The following is a 17,280-nucleotide window of genomic DNA, read 5'->3' on the forward strand; positions in this document are numbered from 1 at the left end:
AAAAGAGGCTTATAATAAAGCCTCTTTTTTGTTATCTTTTAAATTTCTTTTTACAATATGAAGTACCAAAGATAATACCGCACATATGCACATTGCTAGGAGCATCGGTTGTGGCGTATTATTATGAAATATACTTACCAACCCTGAACTCAGCGCACCCAAACCCATTTGCAAAAATCCCAATAATGCGGAAGCACTTCCTGCACTTATTCTGAAAGGAGCCATCGCCATAGCAGAGGCATTGGGGAATATAAATCCTTGAAACATTAAGTATCCAAATGTTAATCCTAAGATTACAGGGAATGTAATCATATTGTTCCATAAACTTACCAGCATCAATAATCCAACAAGAACTTGCCCGATATTTGCCACAACACAGATTTGCTGCATAGACCATTTTTTCAAAAATACTCGATTCAACTGCGTAGATATGATTAGTGCTGAAGCCACAAAGGCAAAAGCCAATCCATATTCCTTTTTGCTAAGACCATACAAGTCTTGCAATACGTAGGAAGATCCTGCTAAATACGCATAAAGTCCAGCTGAGGCTGTGGAAGCGATTAGACAATAAAATATAAATGTTTGATTCGTAAATACCTGAAAATATTGGGAAACGATTGCTTTTGGTGCTAAAGAAAAGTTTTTATTTCCAGCATAACTTTCTGGGAGCATGAATATGGTTGATATTAATATCACAAATCCAATGGCGAACAAAGCGATAAATATATAATGCCAATCGAAGTAGTCCAACAAAAAAGCACCAGCAGAAGGCGCGAGAATTGGCGAAATTGCGATAACCAACATCAACAGACTGAATACGCGCGCAGCTTCTTTTCCTTGGTAATAATCTTGCACCATAGCGCGTGAAGCAACCATACCCGCACAAGATCCTAATGCTTGCGCGAAACGTAATAAAATTAGGCTATCGACATCTGGAGTGAACACACAGAGAATAGATGTGACAACGTAGATGCCTAATCCAACCATTAGCGGTTTCTTACGCCCGTATTTGTCCAACAAGGGACCATAGATTAATTGACCTATTGCGATACCTATGAAGAAAGATGTAAGTGATAATTGAACTTTCTCAATGTTTGTATTAAAATCTCCAGCGATCGTGTCAAAAGCCGGAAGATACATATCAATGGAAAATGGGCCGATAGCAGATAATAGCCCAAGGATGAGCAGAATAATTTTTCTATTTGTCTTCATAAAAATTTAAAAAGCCTCTTATTTATTTAAGAGGCTTCGTATGCTGTGTTATTTCTTGCTTTTTACAGTGGTGGCTGGTCTAAATATTAAATAAAGTCCAGCGAGTATAAATGGTATGCTCAGCAATTGCCCCATATTAATGAACATACTGTCCTCGAATGCTTCTTGATTCTCTTTGAAAAACTCAACAAAGAATCGGATACTAAACAAACATACAAGGAATATGCCAAATAACAATCCTTGCTTTGGGTTCTGGTTTTTCTTGTATATCGCCCAAAGAATGAAAAATAAGATTATATAGCCTACAGCTTCATAAAGTTGACCTGGGTGACGTGGTACAGTGTCTATCTGTGTAAATACAACTGCCCAAGGAAGACTTGCGTCAGCTGCTTTACCAATGATTTCTGAATTGAAGAAATTTCCGATACGAATAAAAGCTCCCGCAATAGGGACTACCAATACCAATCTGTCGGCTATCCATACAAAATTGGTTTTCGTTTTCTTAGCGTATAAATATAGTGCAGTCAAAATACCGATTGCTCCTCCGTGCGAAGCTAATCCTGCAAATCCTGTAAACTCCCAGCTTCCTGAACGTTTACTAAATGGTAAAAGTATTTCCAGAGGATTTTGGCTATAATAATCAAATTCATAGAATAGACAATGACCAATTCTAGCGCCTAAAATTGTGCCCAAAAATATATAAATTGTTAATTTATCTAAGTCATCCTGTGTCTTGCCTTCTTTCTTAAAAACTTGCAACATCAAGATGTAGGAAACAACAAATGCCAGCAACCAGCACATCGAATAATAACGGATTCCAAAAGATCCAATAGTGAAAATATTTTCAGCACCAGACCAGTGAATAACATTATAAATAAAATCCATAAATGATTGTTTAAAGCTGTAAATATAAAACTAAAAATCATTTAAATGTTATTGTCAAATAAGAATCTGTTTATTTTTTGGAATAGAATAATTATTTTTTATTTTGTACGAAAACAAATAGTAGACATGGCAAAGAAGAGTAGTAAAGAAGTAAAACATCAACCTGTCGTAACCAAAGAGTCGGTAAAATTCTTTGAAAAATATATAAACAATCCCTCGCCAACGGGATTTGAATGGGAAGGTCAACGCCTTTGGTTGGATTATTTGAAACCTTTTGTGGATGAAACATATATTGATAACTATGGTACTGCAGTAGGGATAATCAATCCAAAAGCAAAATATAAAGTCGTAATCGAAGCGCACGCCGATGAGATTTCGTGGTTTGTAAACTACATTACCAAAGATGGTTTAATCTATGTGATTCGTAATGGTGGTTCTGACCATCAAATCGCACCTTCTAAGCGTGTAAATATCCATACGGAAAATGGTATGGTAAAAGCTGTTTTCGGATGGCCAGCAATACATACACGTTCAGGTGAGAAAGAAGAATCACCGAATCTAAAGAATATCTTTTTGGACTGTGGTTGTACATCGAAAGAAGAGGTAGAAGCTCTAGGAATTCACGTAGGTTCTGTAGTCACATATGAAGACGAATTCATGATCTTGAATGATCGTTATTATGTAGGTCGTGCTTTGGACAATCGCGCAGGTGGATTTATGATTGCTGAGGTCGCACGTTTATTAAAAGAGAATAAGCAGAAGTTACCTTTCGGCTTGTACATTGTGAATTCTGTACAAGAAGAAATTGGGCTTCGAGGTGCTGAAATGATTGCGGATTGGATAAAGCCTAATGTAGCTATCGTAACGGATGTAACGCACGATACGCAAACACCGATGATCAACAAGATTACGCAAGGAGATTTAGCTTGTGGTAAAGGTCCTGTAGTATCTTATGCACCAGCTGTACAAATCAACTTGAATCGTCAATTGATAGACGTAGCACAAAAGAACGATATCCCATTCCAACGTCAAGCTTCCTCAAGATTTACTGGGACAGATACTGATGCATTTGCTTATTCAAATGGGGGAGTACCTTCTGCATTGATTTCATTACCTTTGCGTTATATGCATACCACGGTAGAAATGGTGCATAAAGAAGATGTAGATAATGTGATTCGTTTGATCTACGAGACATTGTTGACAATCGAAGATGGACAAGATTTTAGAAGTTTTACGAAATAAATAAGATTTAAAAATAGAATAGAGATGAGTGATAAAAATCAAAACAATCCAGAAAACAACGAATTAAGTATAGAATTATCAGAAGAAACAGCTGAAGGAATTTATTCTAACTTAGCGATTATTACACATTCTAATACAGAATTTGTATTAGATTTTATTCGTGTGATGCCAGGTGTTCCTAAGGCAAAAGTGAAGTCTAGAATTATCTTAACACCAGAACACGCTGCACGTTTGTTAGGTGCTTTGCAAGATAATTTGGTGCGTTTCGAAGCGCAGTTGAAAGCTGCAGCTCAAAATCAACAAGCAGAGCCCGTGTCTAAAGATTTTCCTTATCCATTGGATTTGCATCCTAAAGGCGAAGCATAAAAAATTTAAGCCCTATCAAAAATTCCGATAGGGCTTTATAATTAAATCAACATACTAAACTATTAAAGCTTTACCATTGGATGGCTTGATCCTCATCTGGAATCTGTGTATTCAAAACACGTTGAAGACTTAATGTACCTTTTACAACATATTGAATGTTAATATTAGGTATCATCGTATAATCCGTGAAATTGTAATCAATATTATTAATTGTAATAGTTTTTCTTAATAAATAAGGATAGTTTGGCTCAATCATTTGACTAACCGTATAACTCAAATCCTTATTAACTCTAAAGTTTAACAGTGGATTATCCGCATATAATTGTACACCGCCACTATCATTGAAGCGTGCATATATTTTATAATTTTGTCTGTCTTGTCTTTCTTCATCAATAGCTCCCGCATAAAAGAAAATTGTATTTTCATCAACAACGTAACTCTTAATTTCACTCTTCACAATCGAAGTTTCATTTTCCGCTCCATCCATAAAAGTTCTCAATGCAGTACCTCCATATGTACCAGAGAAATTGTTAAATGGATTTATCCTTAACAATGCTTTTTTGTAATGCTTGCGCGGATGTGGGATATACGAAGAAGAACCTTCGACAATAGTGAGTGGTAGGACCCACTTTTCAACTAAATTTATATTTTTCAACGTAAAATCAATATTTAAAAGCCCAACATCTTCACCTGATTTAATATCAAGTGTCTGATTGAAACTGAAATATTCATTTGGCAACATTCTGTAGTAGAAATCAGTTCTATTCTGAAATCTCTCATAATTAAGAATGTCCAAACTATCACGATCAACATCAATTTTAACAGAAATATTCTGTGAGTTTGTGTTAGATCCACTTACTATTACGGGCAGTTTAAAACTTGTTTTTTCGTTATCACGATAGCGCACATAAATGTCTGACACACCACTTTGCGTGCTTAGAGGTGCTTTGAATGAAATGAAATTTTCGTATTGTTCATCCTTCCATTCATCATTGCATGAAATATTAGCAAACAATAATGCCATTACTAAATATTTTATATAATTCTTTTTCATGAGATATACTTCTAATCGTTATACGTCCAGCCTGGATTTTGAGTAAGTTTTTTGTTTCTCTTCAACTCCGAATGCTTAATTGGCCAAAACCACATCTTATCCGCAAAAGTATTTTTTAAGACCCATGTAGCTACAGGCGTATGAAATAAATCTCTATTTCCTGCATTCATCAATATATTGCAACCATATACTGGTAATGATTCTTCTTCTGCTGCATCTAACCAACGACGCAAATCATAATAACGTTGACCTTCTGCTACTAATTCAATAAATCTTTCTCTTTTCAATTTTTTTCTTAATTCATCTTTGTTTGAATAAATTGCAGACGCGTAATCTGGTACTCCCGCCCGAATGCGTACTGGATGAATACCTTTCTGCATTTCAGAGATATCCCGAGATAAGGAATAAGTCGTACCTTTCCATGATGGAATTGTATGCGACCCGTCTAATTCGTTCAATGCTTCGGCATACATCAATAGAATATCTGCATAACGGATAGCTGGTTCTGTTTTATTAATTATGCGATCTGCGTTTCCGCCCTCGTAAGTATCACTGTGATGCACATATTTTTTAATCCCAAAACCAGTCCGTAACCAATAAGCGTTTGAAGAGTTGAATCCATTTCCTCTGTTATCTTCACGATAATAAAACACTTGTTGGTTGCGATTACGCTCTTGTGACTCATTTAATAGCGTCCAGAAACTGCCATTAAATGCTACCGAAGCATAGAATCGAGGTTCTCTATTTGCATATTGTAAGGAAACTCCCGCGAGTAAAGGACGATAACGTCGTGCTGAAACATCATCCGCACTGACGTAACCTGTTAAGCGGTTAGAGCCATTACCACGTCCGATTTCTTTATCCTTCCCAGGAATATCGGAACCGTCATTCATAGAATAGGCATCTACTAATTTTTGCGTAAGACCATGCGTATTCCAACCGGTAGCAGACCTCGGTAGGGAATGCGCTACCATTGCTCTTATATCTTCAGAACCTTGATTATTTCCTCTTGTAAATATTATTTCGGGATTACCAGATGCGACGAGTGTACCATCGAATACCTGCGCATAGGATTTCGCAGGGTCTATATTTGCCCAGCCCAAAGGCCAATTTTTAGTTGCGAAATTGCCATCATTTGGTGGAACTATAGTTGCATCATTGCCAGTCAATTGCACAGGTACAGTATACAAGTTATAAACACCAAGTTCCATTACGTCGCGCGCGGCCGCAGCAGCTTTAGCCCACTTTGCTTCTTGATAATCAGCTGACAATAATCTCTTTCCGGTGTGATCTATTAGTTTTGCTGCAAAAGCAGTGTTATTACCATTAGCCATCGGACTTGCTGCATATAATAATGCTTTGGCACGTGTTGCTAATGCCGCACCAACTGTAGGACGTGCAGAAGCATCTTGTCCTCGTCCAACACCTAATTTTTCCATTTCTTTTGCTGCTTGTAGCATTTCAGTGCTGATGTATTCCGCACATTCTTCGTAAGTACTTCTAGGTGTTGCTAAATCATCATAACTGTCTGTATAATCTAGCCCATCATCCGGAAGTAAAGGAATAGGTCCATATTTGCGAAGCAGCAACCAATATAAATATGCTCGCGCAAATCTCGCTTGTCCCCGATAGTCTTCGATTTCATCTGCAGACATTTCTTTATTTACATGAATATTATGAATAAACGTGGTGGCATTTCTTATTCCGCGATACGATTGTGTCCAAGTTCCTTGCTTGTCATTTTCTGAATATTGTCCCATTTTGAACATATTGTACGATAGTTCATTTTTAGATGGATCATAATCTCTGTCCCTATCACCATAGTACATATCATCCGAAAAATTGTGCGGCGTCAAACCTTTACTTGCAACATCTGCATTGATACCTTTGAATTCTTCGAATATGTGGGCTAGCCATTCTTCAGAATAATTTTTACTTTCAAAGACTTTTTCCATCGTCATTCTATCTTTGAATAGAGCGTCAGATTCTAAATAGCCTTTTCGACAAGAACTAATACCGACTAATACGACCAGTATTGGCAAATAATATATATATTTTCGCATTGCTTTTACTTTTACAGATTAATATTAATACCGAAAGTCACAGATTTAGGTAGGGGATAATCCTCACCTCGAGGCGTCGCTAATTCTGGATCCCAAAGTTTGAAATTAGACCAAGTCATCAAATTGTGGCCAGCTAAGAACAATCTAATATTATTGGTCTTGATTCTATTTGTAACACTCTGAGGTAAAGAAAAGCCAATATCAATATTTTTAAGCCTCAAGTATTGACCATTTCGTAACCAAAATGTAGATTCTCTAAAATTGTTTGGGAATGCTCCAAAGCTCAATCTTGGGTAGGAAGCATTAGGATCCTCTGTGGATGGATCTCCAGAAATATCTGCCGAAATCCAACGATTATCCCCCATGACACCTTTCATCACTTGACCCCATTCTCCTTCGCTAAATGCATAAACTGTTTTGCCATACGTAGAAAACGTAGATTTTCCAGCTCCTTGGATATGCATATTAATGTCTATTCCTTTCCATTGGAAGGAAGAACCTAATCCGTAGATTAGATTTGGTCTTCTGGTTGCGCCAATTGCTACGATATCACCATTGTCAATAATACCATCTCCATTTACATCTTTATATTTTATATCTCCAGGTTGATATGCCCCAAAAGTCTGGGTAGGACTATTTCTGATATCGTCGTAATCCTTAAATAATCCCAATGCAATTAAACCTTTGGCTTGATCAACGCGAAAACCTTCTGAATTTTGGTAGGGATAGACATTGTTCTCTTCGTCTCTTTCTAATATTTTGTTTTTGCTGTAGGTAATATTTCCTCTAGCGGTAACATTTACTTCACCTATTTTTTGTTTATAACTAAATCTTCCTTCAAATCCTTTTGAACTCACCGCTCCAACGTTTGCCCTAGGTATACTTTCTAATCCTACAATCTCTGGAAGAAAGTTTCTAGGCATATAAATGCCAGTTCGTTCTTCATCAAATAGTTCTATGGAGCTTTCGAATTTATTGTTAAATAAGTTGATGTCAAATCCAAGGTTTTGCTTCAATGAGACTTCCCATGATACATAAGGTGAAGCCACTTGAGAATACCGCAATCCTCCAAAACTTCTGGTTGAACCAAAATCTGCCCATTGATAGCCTCCAGCTCCTCCGATATCGTATAAATATGGAAAACGTTCTCTATTCATTAATTGGTCATTTCCTGTTCTACCATATGAAAATCTTACTTTAAGCAAATTCATCCATTCAGTGTTTTCTTTGAATATTTTTTCTTCCGAAATATTCCATGCAAAAGAAACGGCAGGAAAGAAACCATATTGATTGCCTCTAGCAAAGTTTTCAGAACCCGTGTATCCAAAATTGAAATCTGTGAAATAGCGGTTTCGATAATTGTATGTCACTCGACCAGCTAACGCTTCATTTTTGCGTGCTAAACCATTCTTAATATCATTACTATAATTCCTGTTTACGACCACCCCATTTTCTAACACACTTTCATAATTTACTGTCTCTACAAGTGCATCGCGTGTAAATCTTGCAACAGCACCGATATTGTGTCCATCGAAACCACGATCATAGTTAAACATAAAGTCTAAAAATTCTCTTCTATTGCCATATCCTGAGCCTAATTGTGTCATTTCCCTTGGATCAGATACTTTATAATAAATGATTTCTCCATTGTTGACATTACGTGCTCTATCTGCACGCCATTGCTCGGGCCATTTGATTCTTCTTATATTATTATTGTTATGTGTATCGTATCCAAAAATTCCACGACCGCGTAGTCCTTGTGTGATAAAATCTAAATTTTGTTCAGCAGTTACATTAATCTGGATATTATTCGTCCAGTTTTCATTATAGCCCGTTTGTGTAGCCATTACCCATGGATTTGTTCTATTACCTTCACCAACTGCTGGTATACGTCCATTGGAATACGTAATAGGCATACTAATAGGAGAGTATCCGAATAGCGACCCCCAAAAATCAATGTCACCAATACCAGGACTATTGCGCAAGCCTAATGATCCTGCAACTCCGACTTTTAGAATTGTCGAGCTCGTGACATTCATATCCGTATTTAGTCGGTAGTTCCATCGTTTGTAATTGGCATTGGTATTGTAATCTTTTTTCAAACTTTCATCGATTTTATACATACCACCCTCGTCGACGTAGCTTCCTGACACAAAGTAGCGTGCTGTTGAGCCACCACCACTCATATTTAAATTTGCACGGTGTGTCATAGCACCATCATTCAAAAGCTTAGCTTGCCAATCAACATTGGGATAGAGGTCAGGATCAAGACCTAATCGTAATATTTCTAATTCTTCTGGCTGATAGACAGGTTCGAAATTTCGTGTGATTCTTGCCTCATTCAAAAGGTTAGCATAGGTAAACCCATCCTCAAATTCTGGGGTAATTGTCCTCGTATTATAAATTGTTTCGTTTTTGAAATTGATGTTTATTTTACCTTCTTTCCCACGCTTTGTAGTAATTAAGATAACACCATTTGCGCCTCTTGAACCGTATATAGCAGTTACAGCAGCATCTTTCAAAACAGAGAACGATTCAATATCTTCTATATTGATGTCATTGATATTACGTTCGATATTGTCTACTAGTACTAATGCGGATGAACCACCTCCAAACGTAGAAATACCACGAATCCAGAATTCAGAAATATTTCTACCCGGTTGACCAGACTGCATCATAGCCATGACACCAGCGACATTACCTGCTAAAGCATTAGAAAGACTGGATGTAGGATTTGATTTTAAATCATCTACGTTCACTGTAGTCACCGCACCGGTGAGCGTAAGTTTCGTTTGATTGCCTGTACCCGTAACTACAACTTCCTCTAATACGCTGGACTCTTTTTCTACTAATGTTATATTCAGTGTTAAATCTTCTTTGATAACTACTTCTTGAGTCTGAAATCCTACAGATCTAAAAACTAATTTTTTATAACGTTCGGCTTTAATTTTATAGACACCTTTATTATCTGTGATCGTACCAAGACCAGGAGCGTCTAATACATGGACACTTATACCGGGTAATGGATTTTTCTGTGCATCGAGTACAATACCCGTTACTTCAACTATTTCCTGCGCTAGCGACAAATTGATGACGCTAAGAAGTAAAATACAGGTTAGTAAGAATTTATTCATAATTCCATTCTATTACTAAGGTTGTGATTTTGTTGATTATTACAATACTATTTGGTTAGACTAATTATCACCTTCCAAAGCAATCTTTCTGAAGCGTCTGTTCGCACGATCACCAATATAAAATGCTTTTTCAGTTTCATTGTATGCGATTCCGGTAGGTCTGTCAAAACGCGCCTCTAATCTCAAGTCTCCATCGACATAGCCCCAGGGGTTAGCATTCAGGCTTGAACTTCCTCGTCCAGCAAAAGTAGACACTATACCTTCTGGTGTTAGCTTACGAATAGCGTGATTCATCTGATCTGTAAAATAGAAATCGTATTCATCCGGCTTGCCCGCTGCAGCGTAGTCTTCATTTTTAACGAAAACACCTTGATATGGTTCATTAAGTCTTACAGTCGCACCAATACCGTCATTATAGCCTGCAGCTCTTAATTGTCCACAGACTAAATAAGGCTGATTAAATTGTTTCTTTTCCCAATTGTAATCTATACGTAGGATGTAATGTTGATTAATAACAACGATATAAGCATAGTTACCTGTAGGATGTATAAATGTTTTAAATTCCCACTGGGGATCATGCACAAAAAATAATGTTTCATAGTCTTTTTGTCCCAATCCTTGAGAAAAATATTTATTCATGTCAAATCTGAAAAATTGACCTTTTTCATAACTGTTAAAATACATTTCTCCATTAATGGGGTGTACAGTAGCACCGTTGCATTGACGATAACGCGTTAATATTTCAGTATCCAAGAAATTTCTAGCACGAGATAATAGTGTGGTAGCCCCATCATTTTCTCCTCCTCGGTCTTCTGAAATGATCATGTGATCCCCTTCAGCCGTGAAATCTACACTACGTGGTCTGTTGAAATTGGACCTTATTTTAGTAACTACGCTATCCTGAAAATTGAGTAGGTATAATCCATTATTATTATCAAAAGTAACATACAAATGTTTTGGATTTTTAGGATCAAATTTCATGTGTGAGGGTTCCCAGAATCCACTCGCCATTTTATTTTGGTCTGGATCTTTGAATTTTCCATCCCTCCACGGCTCGTCTCCACGTTCATTTCTATACCCTATAACGGTAGACACAATCATTTTTCGCTGATAAAGAAACTTTTCATTTGCCTTTCCGATTATTGGCAATTGTTCTTCACCAACACGAACTTCTATATCTCCTTCGTAGGCTTTTGTAGGCACTAAACAATAGATGGATTCTCCTTGAGCACTGATAACAATAGCAGATTGACCGCCAATTATTACAGAAATGATAGATGGGTCATTCCCAAAGTTTTTTCCATAAATAACCAGACGTTGACCAGCTCCTCCAGTCTTAGGTTGAAAATCCGAAACAACTACGGGTTGTTTTGGATCAAAAGGCAAAGTGGAATCTATTGTTTTTTCATCCGATTTACACGACCATATTCCTAAAAATATTGTTGGAATCATCCATAACAAATACTGTAGGCGTAGGTTTGAGCTTAATGTAAGTTTATTTCTCATAAGCGATTAGTTGGCTGTTAATATTATTTTAGGCAGATGTTATCTTTTGCTTATAGCAACATTTAATGCATATATGATCAAAATAATGTATATGCTTCTAGCATTAATTTCACCTTATTATAGTTTTATTTAATATTGATGAATATTGCTAAAACGATTTTCTAAATATTGCGAATGATTTATTTTATAATTGATTACTCAAAGTTAGTTGATAAAAAAATCCATCGGATGTCAATTTATCTCATTAAATATTCAATTTGTCTCATATATTTTACAATAGCGGTTTTAATTTATAACTTTCAAAAAGCTTGGATAATAGCCACTTATTATTTAAGTAAAGACCTCTGAAATTAAAAAACTAATTATAGACAAGAATGAAAATTTTCCAATTCCGTTATTTATCGTACGCGTGTTCTTTTGTTGTTATAGTATGTAACACAATATATATGCATGTAAATGCATCTGCTATTTCGAGAAATATTCATAAAGTAGCGAGAGAGGATGTGCAAAGGAGCATGAATTTAATTGATAATGCGATGAAATATTACTTTACCCCAGATTCTTCTACTATGTATAGATTCTATAATCCATATACAATGAATCGAACTGATGAAAAGGCTAGTGTTTGGATGTATACTACTGCTATAGAGTCTGTTAATACAGTTTTAAAATCGCTTAAGCACGTTAAACAACAGGATATCCAAGCTATAAAGAAGTATGAAAAGTTATTAGAAAAATTGTACGACAATGCCGATTATTATTTAGGAACTTTTGAACTTACATCATTCACTCAAACCAATACATGGAGTGTATATGCTGTCGATAGAGTAAATAAAAAAGGTGAGGCAAGAGTAACAGGAATTTATAATGTCTATGACGATCAGATGTGGTTAGTTCGCGAGTTATTAGACTCTTATCATTTGACAAAAAATGATAAATACCTGGAGAAAGCTGAATACTTGACAGCCTATGTATTAGACGGATGGGATGCTACACTCGATGCAAATGGAAATGAACATGGCGGTATACCTTGGGGACCAGGATATGTTACAAAGCATGCGTGTAGCAATGGACCTATGGTGAGTCCATTAGTGTGGCTTCATGAAATTTATAAAGGCAAAAAAGATAAAATCACGCATAATTATATAGATACAAAAGATCAAAAAACGCGCAAGTCAAAATTAGTAGCCAAGGAGAATTATTATCTGGATTTTGCGAAGAAAGTTTATGATTGGCAAAAACGTAATCTATTAAATACAAGGGGAGTATATGACGACATGATGGGAGATTGTACGCCAGATTGTTCTATTGTGTATGAAGAAATAAATGGTGTAAAATACAGAGCACATACTAAATTATTAAAACCTATAGGTAGATCCTATACTTATAATGCGGGTACAATGCTCTCTGGTGCAGCGGATTTATATCGTGTCACCAAACGTAAAGATTATATAGAAGATGCAAAAAAACTGGCTCTAGCTAGTTTTACTTCGTTCGCTAAACTAGATGAACAAGTACAAAATTATTATACATTTCCATATGATGGCTTTAGTAATTGGTTTAATACAGTTCTTTTAAGAGGTTATATGGATTACGCACGCGTTGATAAATCAGCACATCAATATATTAAGTCATTTAAAAATAATCTGGAATATGCACATTCAAAATTCCTTTATAATGGATTGCTACCAACAGATTTATTAGGTGGATGGAACAAGGACAAATCGAAAAATGATATTGAAGGAATGTTTGTTTTTTCATTTGCTACACAGTGGGCATTATTTGATCACATGATTCAGCTAAAAAATTAAATTCAATAGGGATATCCTAGATTTCTGGGATGTCCTTGTTATTTTGTTTATTTTGAAATTCACTTGGACTTATCCCAAATTGTTTTTGAAAATTTCGTGAAAAATGTTGTGCAGAGCTATAGCCTAGGAGATTAGAAATCTCATATATTTTAAGTTTTCCTTGAGCTAATAGTTCAGCTGATCTACGCAGCCTGGTTAAATTAATCAGTTCATTGGGCGATAGACTTGAGACCATATTTATTTTTCTATACAGTGTTGGTCTACTCATACACAGGATGTCTGCCATTTTATCTACATTAAACTGTGGATTGTCAATATTTTGAATAATTATTTCTTCTATTTTTATCAAAAACTCCTTATCGCTTTGGTTCTGCCCAATTTGTTGTATTTGTGAGGTTGGATTTTTAAAAAAGAATTCCCGTACTCGTGTTCTATTGTTTAGCAAACTTGTTATTTGTGCCCGTAAAAAAGCTAACGAAAATGGTTTTTCAACATAAGCATCGGCACCATATTCAAGGCCTTTTATTTTGGATTCAATTGTATTTTTAGCTGTCAAAAGAATAATAGGAATGTGTGCTAAATTTATATTTCCTTTAACCTTCGCGCAAAACTCGAATCCATCCATGTCAGGCATCATAATATCGCTAATAATGAGATCAAAATTTTCTTGCTCAAATAATGCATACGCTTCCAAACCATTAGTGGCTTTGGTGATATGGTAGACCTCCATCAAATCATCTGCTATGAATTCAAGCAATTCAGCATGATCGTCAATGAGTAATAGGTTAGCTTTAGCATTCATAAACTAAGTTTGGTTTAAAGGTAGTCGCAAAGTAAAGGTATTAAGATTTTCGTTATCTATAGTATAACTGATGATGCCATTTAGTTTGATGGCGAGCGATTGCGCCAATGATAGCCCAAGCCCGCTACCTGGAATGCTCTTGCTGTGTTTCAGTCGGTTAAAAGGTTCAAATATATATTCTCTATCTACTTCCTTGATCAGAATCCCATCATTTTTAATAGAAAGTATTAATGCACTATTAACAGAATCTCTTTGTAAATTCACTTTAATTGTTTTGTAAGAATACTTTAATGCGTTGTTCAGTAGGTTGTTGCATATAATCTCATAGGCTTCGAGATCAATATCACACGTAATATTAGGCTCTATATGACTACTTAATTTCTTATGTTGTGAGTCTAAAGTCACCTTGTAATTATCTACAAATTCCTGTGTAGATGCACTGATGTCCTTCAATTCAAAATGAAATTTGAATCCTTTAGTTTCTACTTTTCTGAAATCTAAAAGTTGATTGCTCAACGAAATAAGACGTTCAGTATTGTTTTGAATATTCTTTAGCAGTTTATCTGTAATTGGGTTTGATGGAATTTTATCAATCAATTTTTCCAAAGGAGCTTTAATAAGAGTCAATGGGGTACGAATCTCATGAACCACATCTGTATAAAAATCTATTTTAGATTGATAAAGTTCTTGTTCGCGGAGATTTTGTATGGTCAATAGATGTTCTTTATTCTTTTGTTTTATGCGCTCATTGAAATGATAGGCTATGAACAATATGAGGCAAATAATAATAACGAAATATAAGACAAATGCGGGGATACTCGCCCATATTGGCGGTAAGATTTTAATTCTTAGTTTGCGTTCACTTGAGAAAGGTATTCCATTTGGATCTTCTGCTTTGACGATGAAATCATAATTACCAGGTAAGAGTTTGGTAAAATGTGCGCTCGTGGTGCCATTAGTTGTTACCCAGTCTTTATTAACACCGTCCAATTTATAGCTATATTTAATTGCATGTGGGGAATCATATAGTAGCGCTGTGAAGTCCAAAATGAAAGAGGACTCATTGTATTTGAGAATTATTTCATCTGTAAATAAGATGGATTTTTTCAAAACGGAATCTGCGTCGTTTTGATTTATTTCTTTATTATTAACAGTTAATCTGGTGATATAAATAGGCGTATTAGAATTGTATTTTATCTGATTTAGCTTTTCGGGTTCAAATCGAATCATTCCATTGATAGTTCCAAAATAGAACTTTCCTGTTCCATCATCATAGGATGAATTGTAATTGAATTGAATTGATGGTAATCCAGACTCTATGTTGAATAACCGTGTGTTATTCGTAACTTGATTATATCGAATCAAACCTTTAGAAGTTGTAATCCAAATATTTTTATTCTTATCTTGTAAAACAGCAAATACAATCTTACTAGGAAGTTTAATATCAGGATTCTGAAAATCAAATTGAATGTTTTTATTCGGAATAATTTTTCCCAACCCGCCTTCTGTTGCTATCCATATTTTTCCATTTGAATCTTCAAATATGGAGTTTACTTTGTTATTCGGGAGTGAATTCGGATTATTAGGTTCGTGGGCAAAATGCTTTATAATATTTCTGCGGGGATGATACATGTACAACCCGTTTCTCCAAGTGCCTAACCAGATGTAACCTTTACTATCTTCTAATAGGGTAGTGTAGGACATTTCTGTGGGGACCTTAGTGATAGGACTGAATGATTTGTTTGTAATATCAAACGTATAATGCCCTCGTGTAGTAGCAATTAAAATTTCACCAGATTTACTTTTTTTGATGTCGTATAGAAAGTTGCTTTTTAGCGAGGAAGTTGAATTAGCGTCGTATTCTGTGTGATAGATAACTTTTTTGGATTGGGTATTAAAAATATCCATCCCATATACAAAAGCTCCAAGGAGTATATTGTCTTCATACGGAAGAAGTCCGTGGATATTGTTGTCGGAGAGACCTACATTTTCAATATTATAATTTTCGATATGACCAGTGACTGGATTTAGTTTACTAAGACCTCCATTCTCGGTTCCTAACCAAATATTTCCGTTCTTATCTTTATTGATACCACGGACGACAGTGCCTAATAAATTGCCGCCTTGAGTTTTCGACATAAACTTTTCGATAAGATTATTATTCTTATGATAATAGTTTATCCCCCCAAAATAGGTGCCTAACCAAATCCCTCCATCTTTATCCTTCAATATATTATAAATAGCATTATCCGAAATTCCCCAAGGATTATTTTCTGCTTTCTTGATATTGATGAACTTCTTGGTTTCTATATTGTATATAAATAAACCTGATTCAGTCGCGAACCAATATTCTTGCTCATTCATTTGAAGAATATCCCGTACATACAGATATTGTTTTAGCTGTTTAATGCCTAATAACCAAGTGACGGTATTATCTTTTGCGACGGAACCAACTCCAGCTTTCGAAGTTCCAAATATTAAATTACCCTTTTCATTTTTAATAATTTTTTGAATAGCAAACCAATCTTTAGGCCCATGTTTTTGTTCTAAATCGATAAGTATCGTTGAACGGAATTTTTCAACTAGACAGATTTTTCCATTGAATGTGCCATAATATAATTTATCCTCCTTCGAACAGAATAATGCGGAGATATTATTTTCATCTACATTTATTTTTGTCGTATTTTTTTTTGAATAATTATAAAAATATAGACTTTGGTTAGCTATAAACCAGATATTATTTTTTGAATCTTTTTTGATCACGGGTACATCAGCATTGGCAAACTCTTCACTTAAAAGAGCGAATGTTTCTTGTATTGGATTATATATATAGATTCCCTGATCAGTACCTATCCATATTTTTTTTTCATTATCTTCTATTAGTGATATGATATTATTTGCAACAGTATTGAGGACGTGATTTCGAATATCAAAATGTTTGAAATTATTTCCATCAAACCTATCCAATCCATCTTTAGTTCCAAGCCACAAAAACCCAAAACTATCTTGCATGCTGCAAATGACAGTATTGTTAGAAAGTCCATCGTTTATTTGATAATGATTAAAATAATAAGGCTGCGCATATTGCTGCGTGGGCAATACGAAAAGTAACATAAGGATTAGCCAAGAACTTATTTTATTCATGAACTTACGAGCCTTGTTGGTTTATATTTGATAGAATGTTATACTTTCAAATATAACCTAT

General features: G+C 35.3%; 11 protein-coding genes. 3 read left to right on the forward strand and 8 right to left on the reverse strand.

The features are described 5' to 3' along the window. Positions 1-9 precede the first annotated feature (9 nt). Both GOQ16_RS08590 and lgt read right to left on the reverse strand, forming a co-directional pair. Complete coding sequence (locus tag GOQ16_RS08590) at positions 10-1,212, reverse strand: multidrug effflux MFS transporter (RefSeq protein WP_160068906.1); 1,203 nt, start codon at positions 1,210-1,212, stop codon at positions 10-12. Between the two features lie 48 nt (positions 1,213-1,260). Next, positions 1,261-2,097 carry a prolipoprotein diacylglyceryl transferase gene (gene lgt, locus GOQ16_RS08595; protein WP_160068907.1) on the reverse strand — a complete coding sequence of 279 codons (837 nt, stop codon included), beginning with the start codon at positions 2,095-2,097 and terminating at the stop codon, positions 1,261-1,263. Between the two features lie 126 nt (positions 2,098-2,223). On the opposite strand from lgt, the gene GOQ16_RS08600 reads away from it, so the two are divergent. Both GOQ16_RS08600 and GOQ16_RS08605 read left to right on the forward strand, forming a co-directional pair. Then, on the forward strand, positions 2,224-3,339 hold the full coding sequence (locus GOQ16_RS08600) for a M42 family metallopeptidase (protein ID WP_160068908.1): 1,116 nt from the start codon (positions 2,224-2,226) through the stop codon (positions 3,337-3,339). Positions 3,340-3,363: 24 nt separating this feature from the next. Beyond that, positions 3,364-3,705, forward strand: coding sequence for a DUF3467 domain-containing protein (locus GOQ16_RS08605; RefSeq protein ID WP_160068909.1), 342 nt, complete (start codon positions 3,364-3,366; stop codon positions 3,703-3,705). A 70-nt stretch (positions 3,706-3,775) separates the two neighbouring features. Here the strand turns inward: GOQ16_RS08605 and GOQ16_RS08610 are convergent, their stop codons facing one another. Genes GOQ16_RS08610 through GOQ16_RS08625 form a run of 4 tightly spaced genes read right to left on the reverse strand, consistent with a single transcriptional unit; the run spans position 3,776 to position 11,462 of the window. Continuing rightward, a complete protein-coding gene (locus GOQ16_RS08610; RefSeq protein ID WP_160068910.1) occupies positions 3,776-4,759 on the reverse strand; it encodes a DUF4973 domain-containing protein in 984 nt (327 codons plus the stop codon). Positions 4,760-4,770: 11 nt separating this feature from the next. Then, a complete protein-coding gene (locus GOQ16_RS08615) occupies positions 4,771-6,822 on the reverse strand; it encodes a RagB/SusD family nutrient uptake outer membrane protein (RefSeq protein ID WP_160068911.1) in 2,052 nt (683 codons plus the stop codon). A gap of 11 nt (positions 6,823-6,833) precedes the next feature. Continuing rightward, positions 6,834-9,956 carry a SusC/RagA family TonB-linked outer membrane protein gene (locus tag GOQ16_RS08620; protein ID WP_160068912.1) on the reverse strand — a complete coding sequence of 1,041 codons (3,123 nt, stop codon included), beginning with the start codon at positions 9,954-9,956 and terminating at the stop codon, positions 6,834-6,836. Between the two features lie 60 nt (positions 9,957-10,016). Next, a complete protein-coding gene (locus tag GOQ16_RS08625) occupies positions 10,017-11,462 on the reverse strand; it encodes an IPT/TIG domain-containing protein (protein WP_192922518.1) in 1,446 nt (481 codons plus the stop codon). 374 nt (positions 11,463-11,836) lie between these two features. On the opposite strand from GOQ16_RS08625, the gene GOQ16_RS08630 reads away from it, so the two are divergent. Next, on the forward strand, positions 11,837-13,273 hold the full coding sequence (locus tag GOQ16_RS08630) for a glycoside hydrolase family 76 protein (RefSeq protein WP_204987456.1): 1,437 nt from the start codon (positions 11,837-11,839) through the stop codon (positions 13,271-13,273). Between the two features lie 16 nt (positions 13,274-13,289). On the opposite strand, the gene GOQ16_RS08635 is transcribed toward GOQ16_RS08630, so the two are convergent. Together GOQ16_RS08635 and GOQ16_RS08640 are read right to left on the reverse strand one after the other, a co-directional pair. After that, positions 13,290-14,075, reverse strand: a complete 786-nt coding sequence (locus GOQ16_RS08635) for a response regulator transcription factor (protein WP_160068913.1) — start codon at positions 14,073-14,075, stop codon at positions 13,290-13,292. Between the two features lie 3 nt (positions 14,076-14,078). Next, entirely contained in the window at positions 14,079-17,219 is a 3,141-nt protein-coding gene (locus tag GOQ16_RS08640) for a ligand-binding sensor domain-containing protein (protein WP_160068914.1), read from the reverse strand. Positions 17,220-17,280: the final 61 nt, after the last annotated feature.

The sequence above is a fragment of the Sphingobacterium bovisgrunnientis genome, assembly GCF_009829085.1.
GTDB lineage: Bacteria > Bacteroidota > Bacteroidia > Sphingobacteriales > Sphingobacteriaceae > Sphingobacterium > Sphingobacterium bovisgrunnientis.

Coding starts and splice junctions, on each gene's coding strand:
- GOQ16_RS08640 (WP_160068914.1), bottom strand. CDS start 17,219: ATGAATAAAATAAGTTCTTGGCTAATCCTTATGTTACTTTTCGTATTG.
- lgt (WP_160068907.1), bottom strand. CDS start 2,097: ATGGATTTTATTTATAATGTTATTCACTGGTCTGGTGCTGAAAATATT.
- GOQ16_RS08610 (WP_160068910.1), bottom strand. CDS start 4,759: ATGAAAAAGAATTATATAAAATATTTAGTAATGGCATTATTGTTTGCT.
- GOQ16_RS08625 (WP_192922518.1), bottom strand. CDS start 11,462: ATGAGAAATAAACTTACATTAAGCTCAAACCTACGCCTACAGTATTTG.
- GOQ16_RS08600 (WP_160068908.1), top strand. CDS start 2,224: ATGGCAAAGAAGAGTAGTAAAGAAGTAAAACATCAACCTGTCGTAACC.
- GOQ16_RS08635 (WP_160068913.1), bottom strand. CDS start 14,075: ATGAATGCTAAAGCTAACCTATTACTCATTGACGATCATGCTGAATTG.
- GOQ16_RS08590 (WP_160068906.1), bottom strand. CDS start 1,212: ATGAAGACAAATAGAAAAATTATTCTGCTCATCCTTGGGCTATTATCT.
- GOQ16_RS08615 (WP_160068911.1), bottom strand. CDS start 6,822: ATGCGAAAATATATATATTATTTGCCAATACTGGTCGTATTAGTCGGT.
- GOQ16_RS08630 (WP_204987456.1), top strand. CDS start 11,837: ATGAAAATTTTCCAATTCCGTTATTTATCGTACGCGTGTTCTTTTGTT.
- GOQ16_RS08605 (WP_160068909.1), top strand. CDS start 3,364: ATGAGTGATAAAAATCAAAACAATCCAGAAAACAACGAATTAAGTATA.
- GOQ16_RS08620 (WP_160068912.1), bottom strand. CDS start 9,956: ATGAATAAATTCTTACTAACCTGTATTTTACTTCTTAGCGTCATCAAT.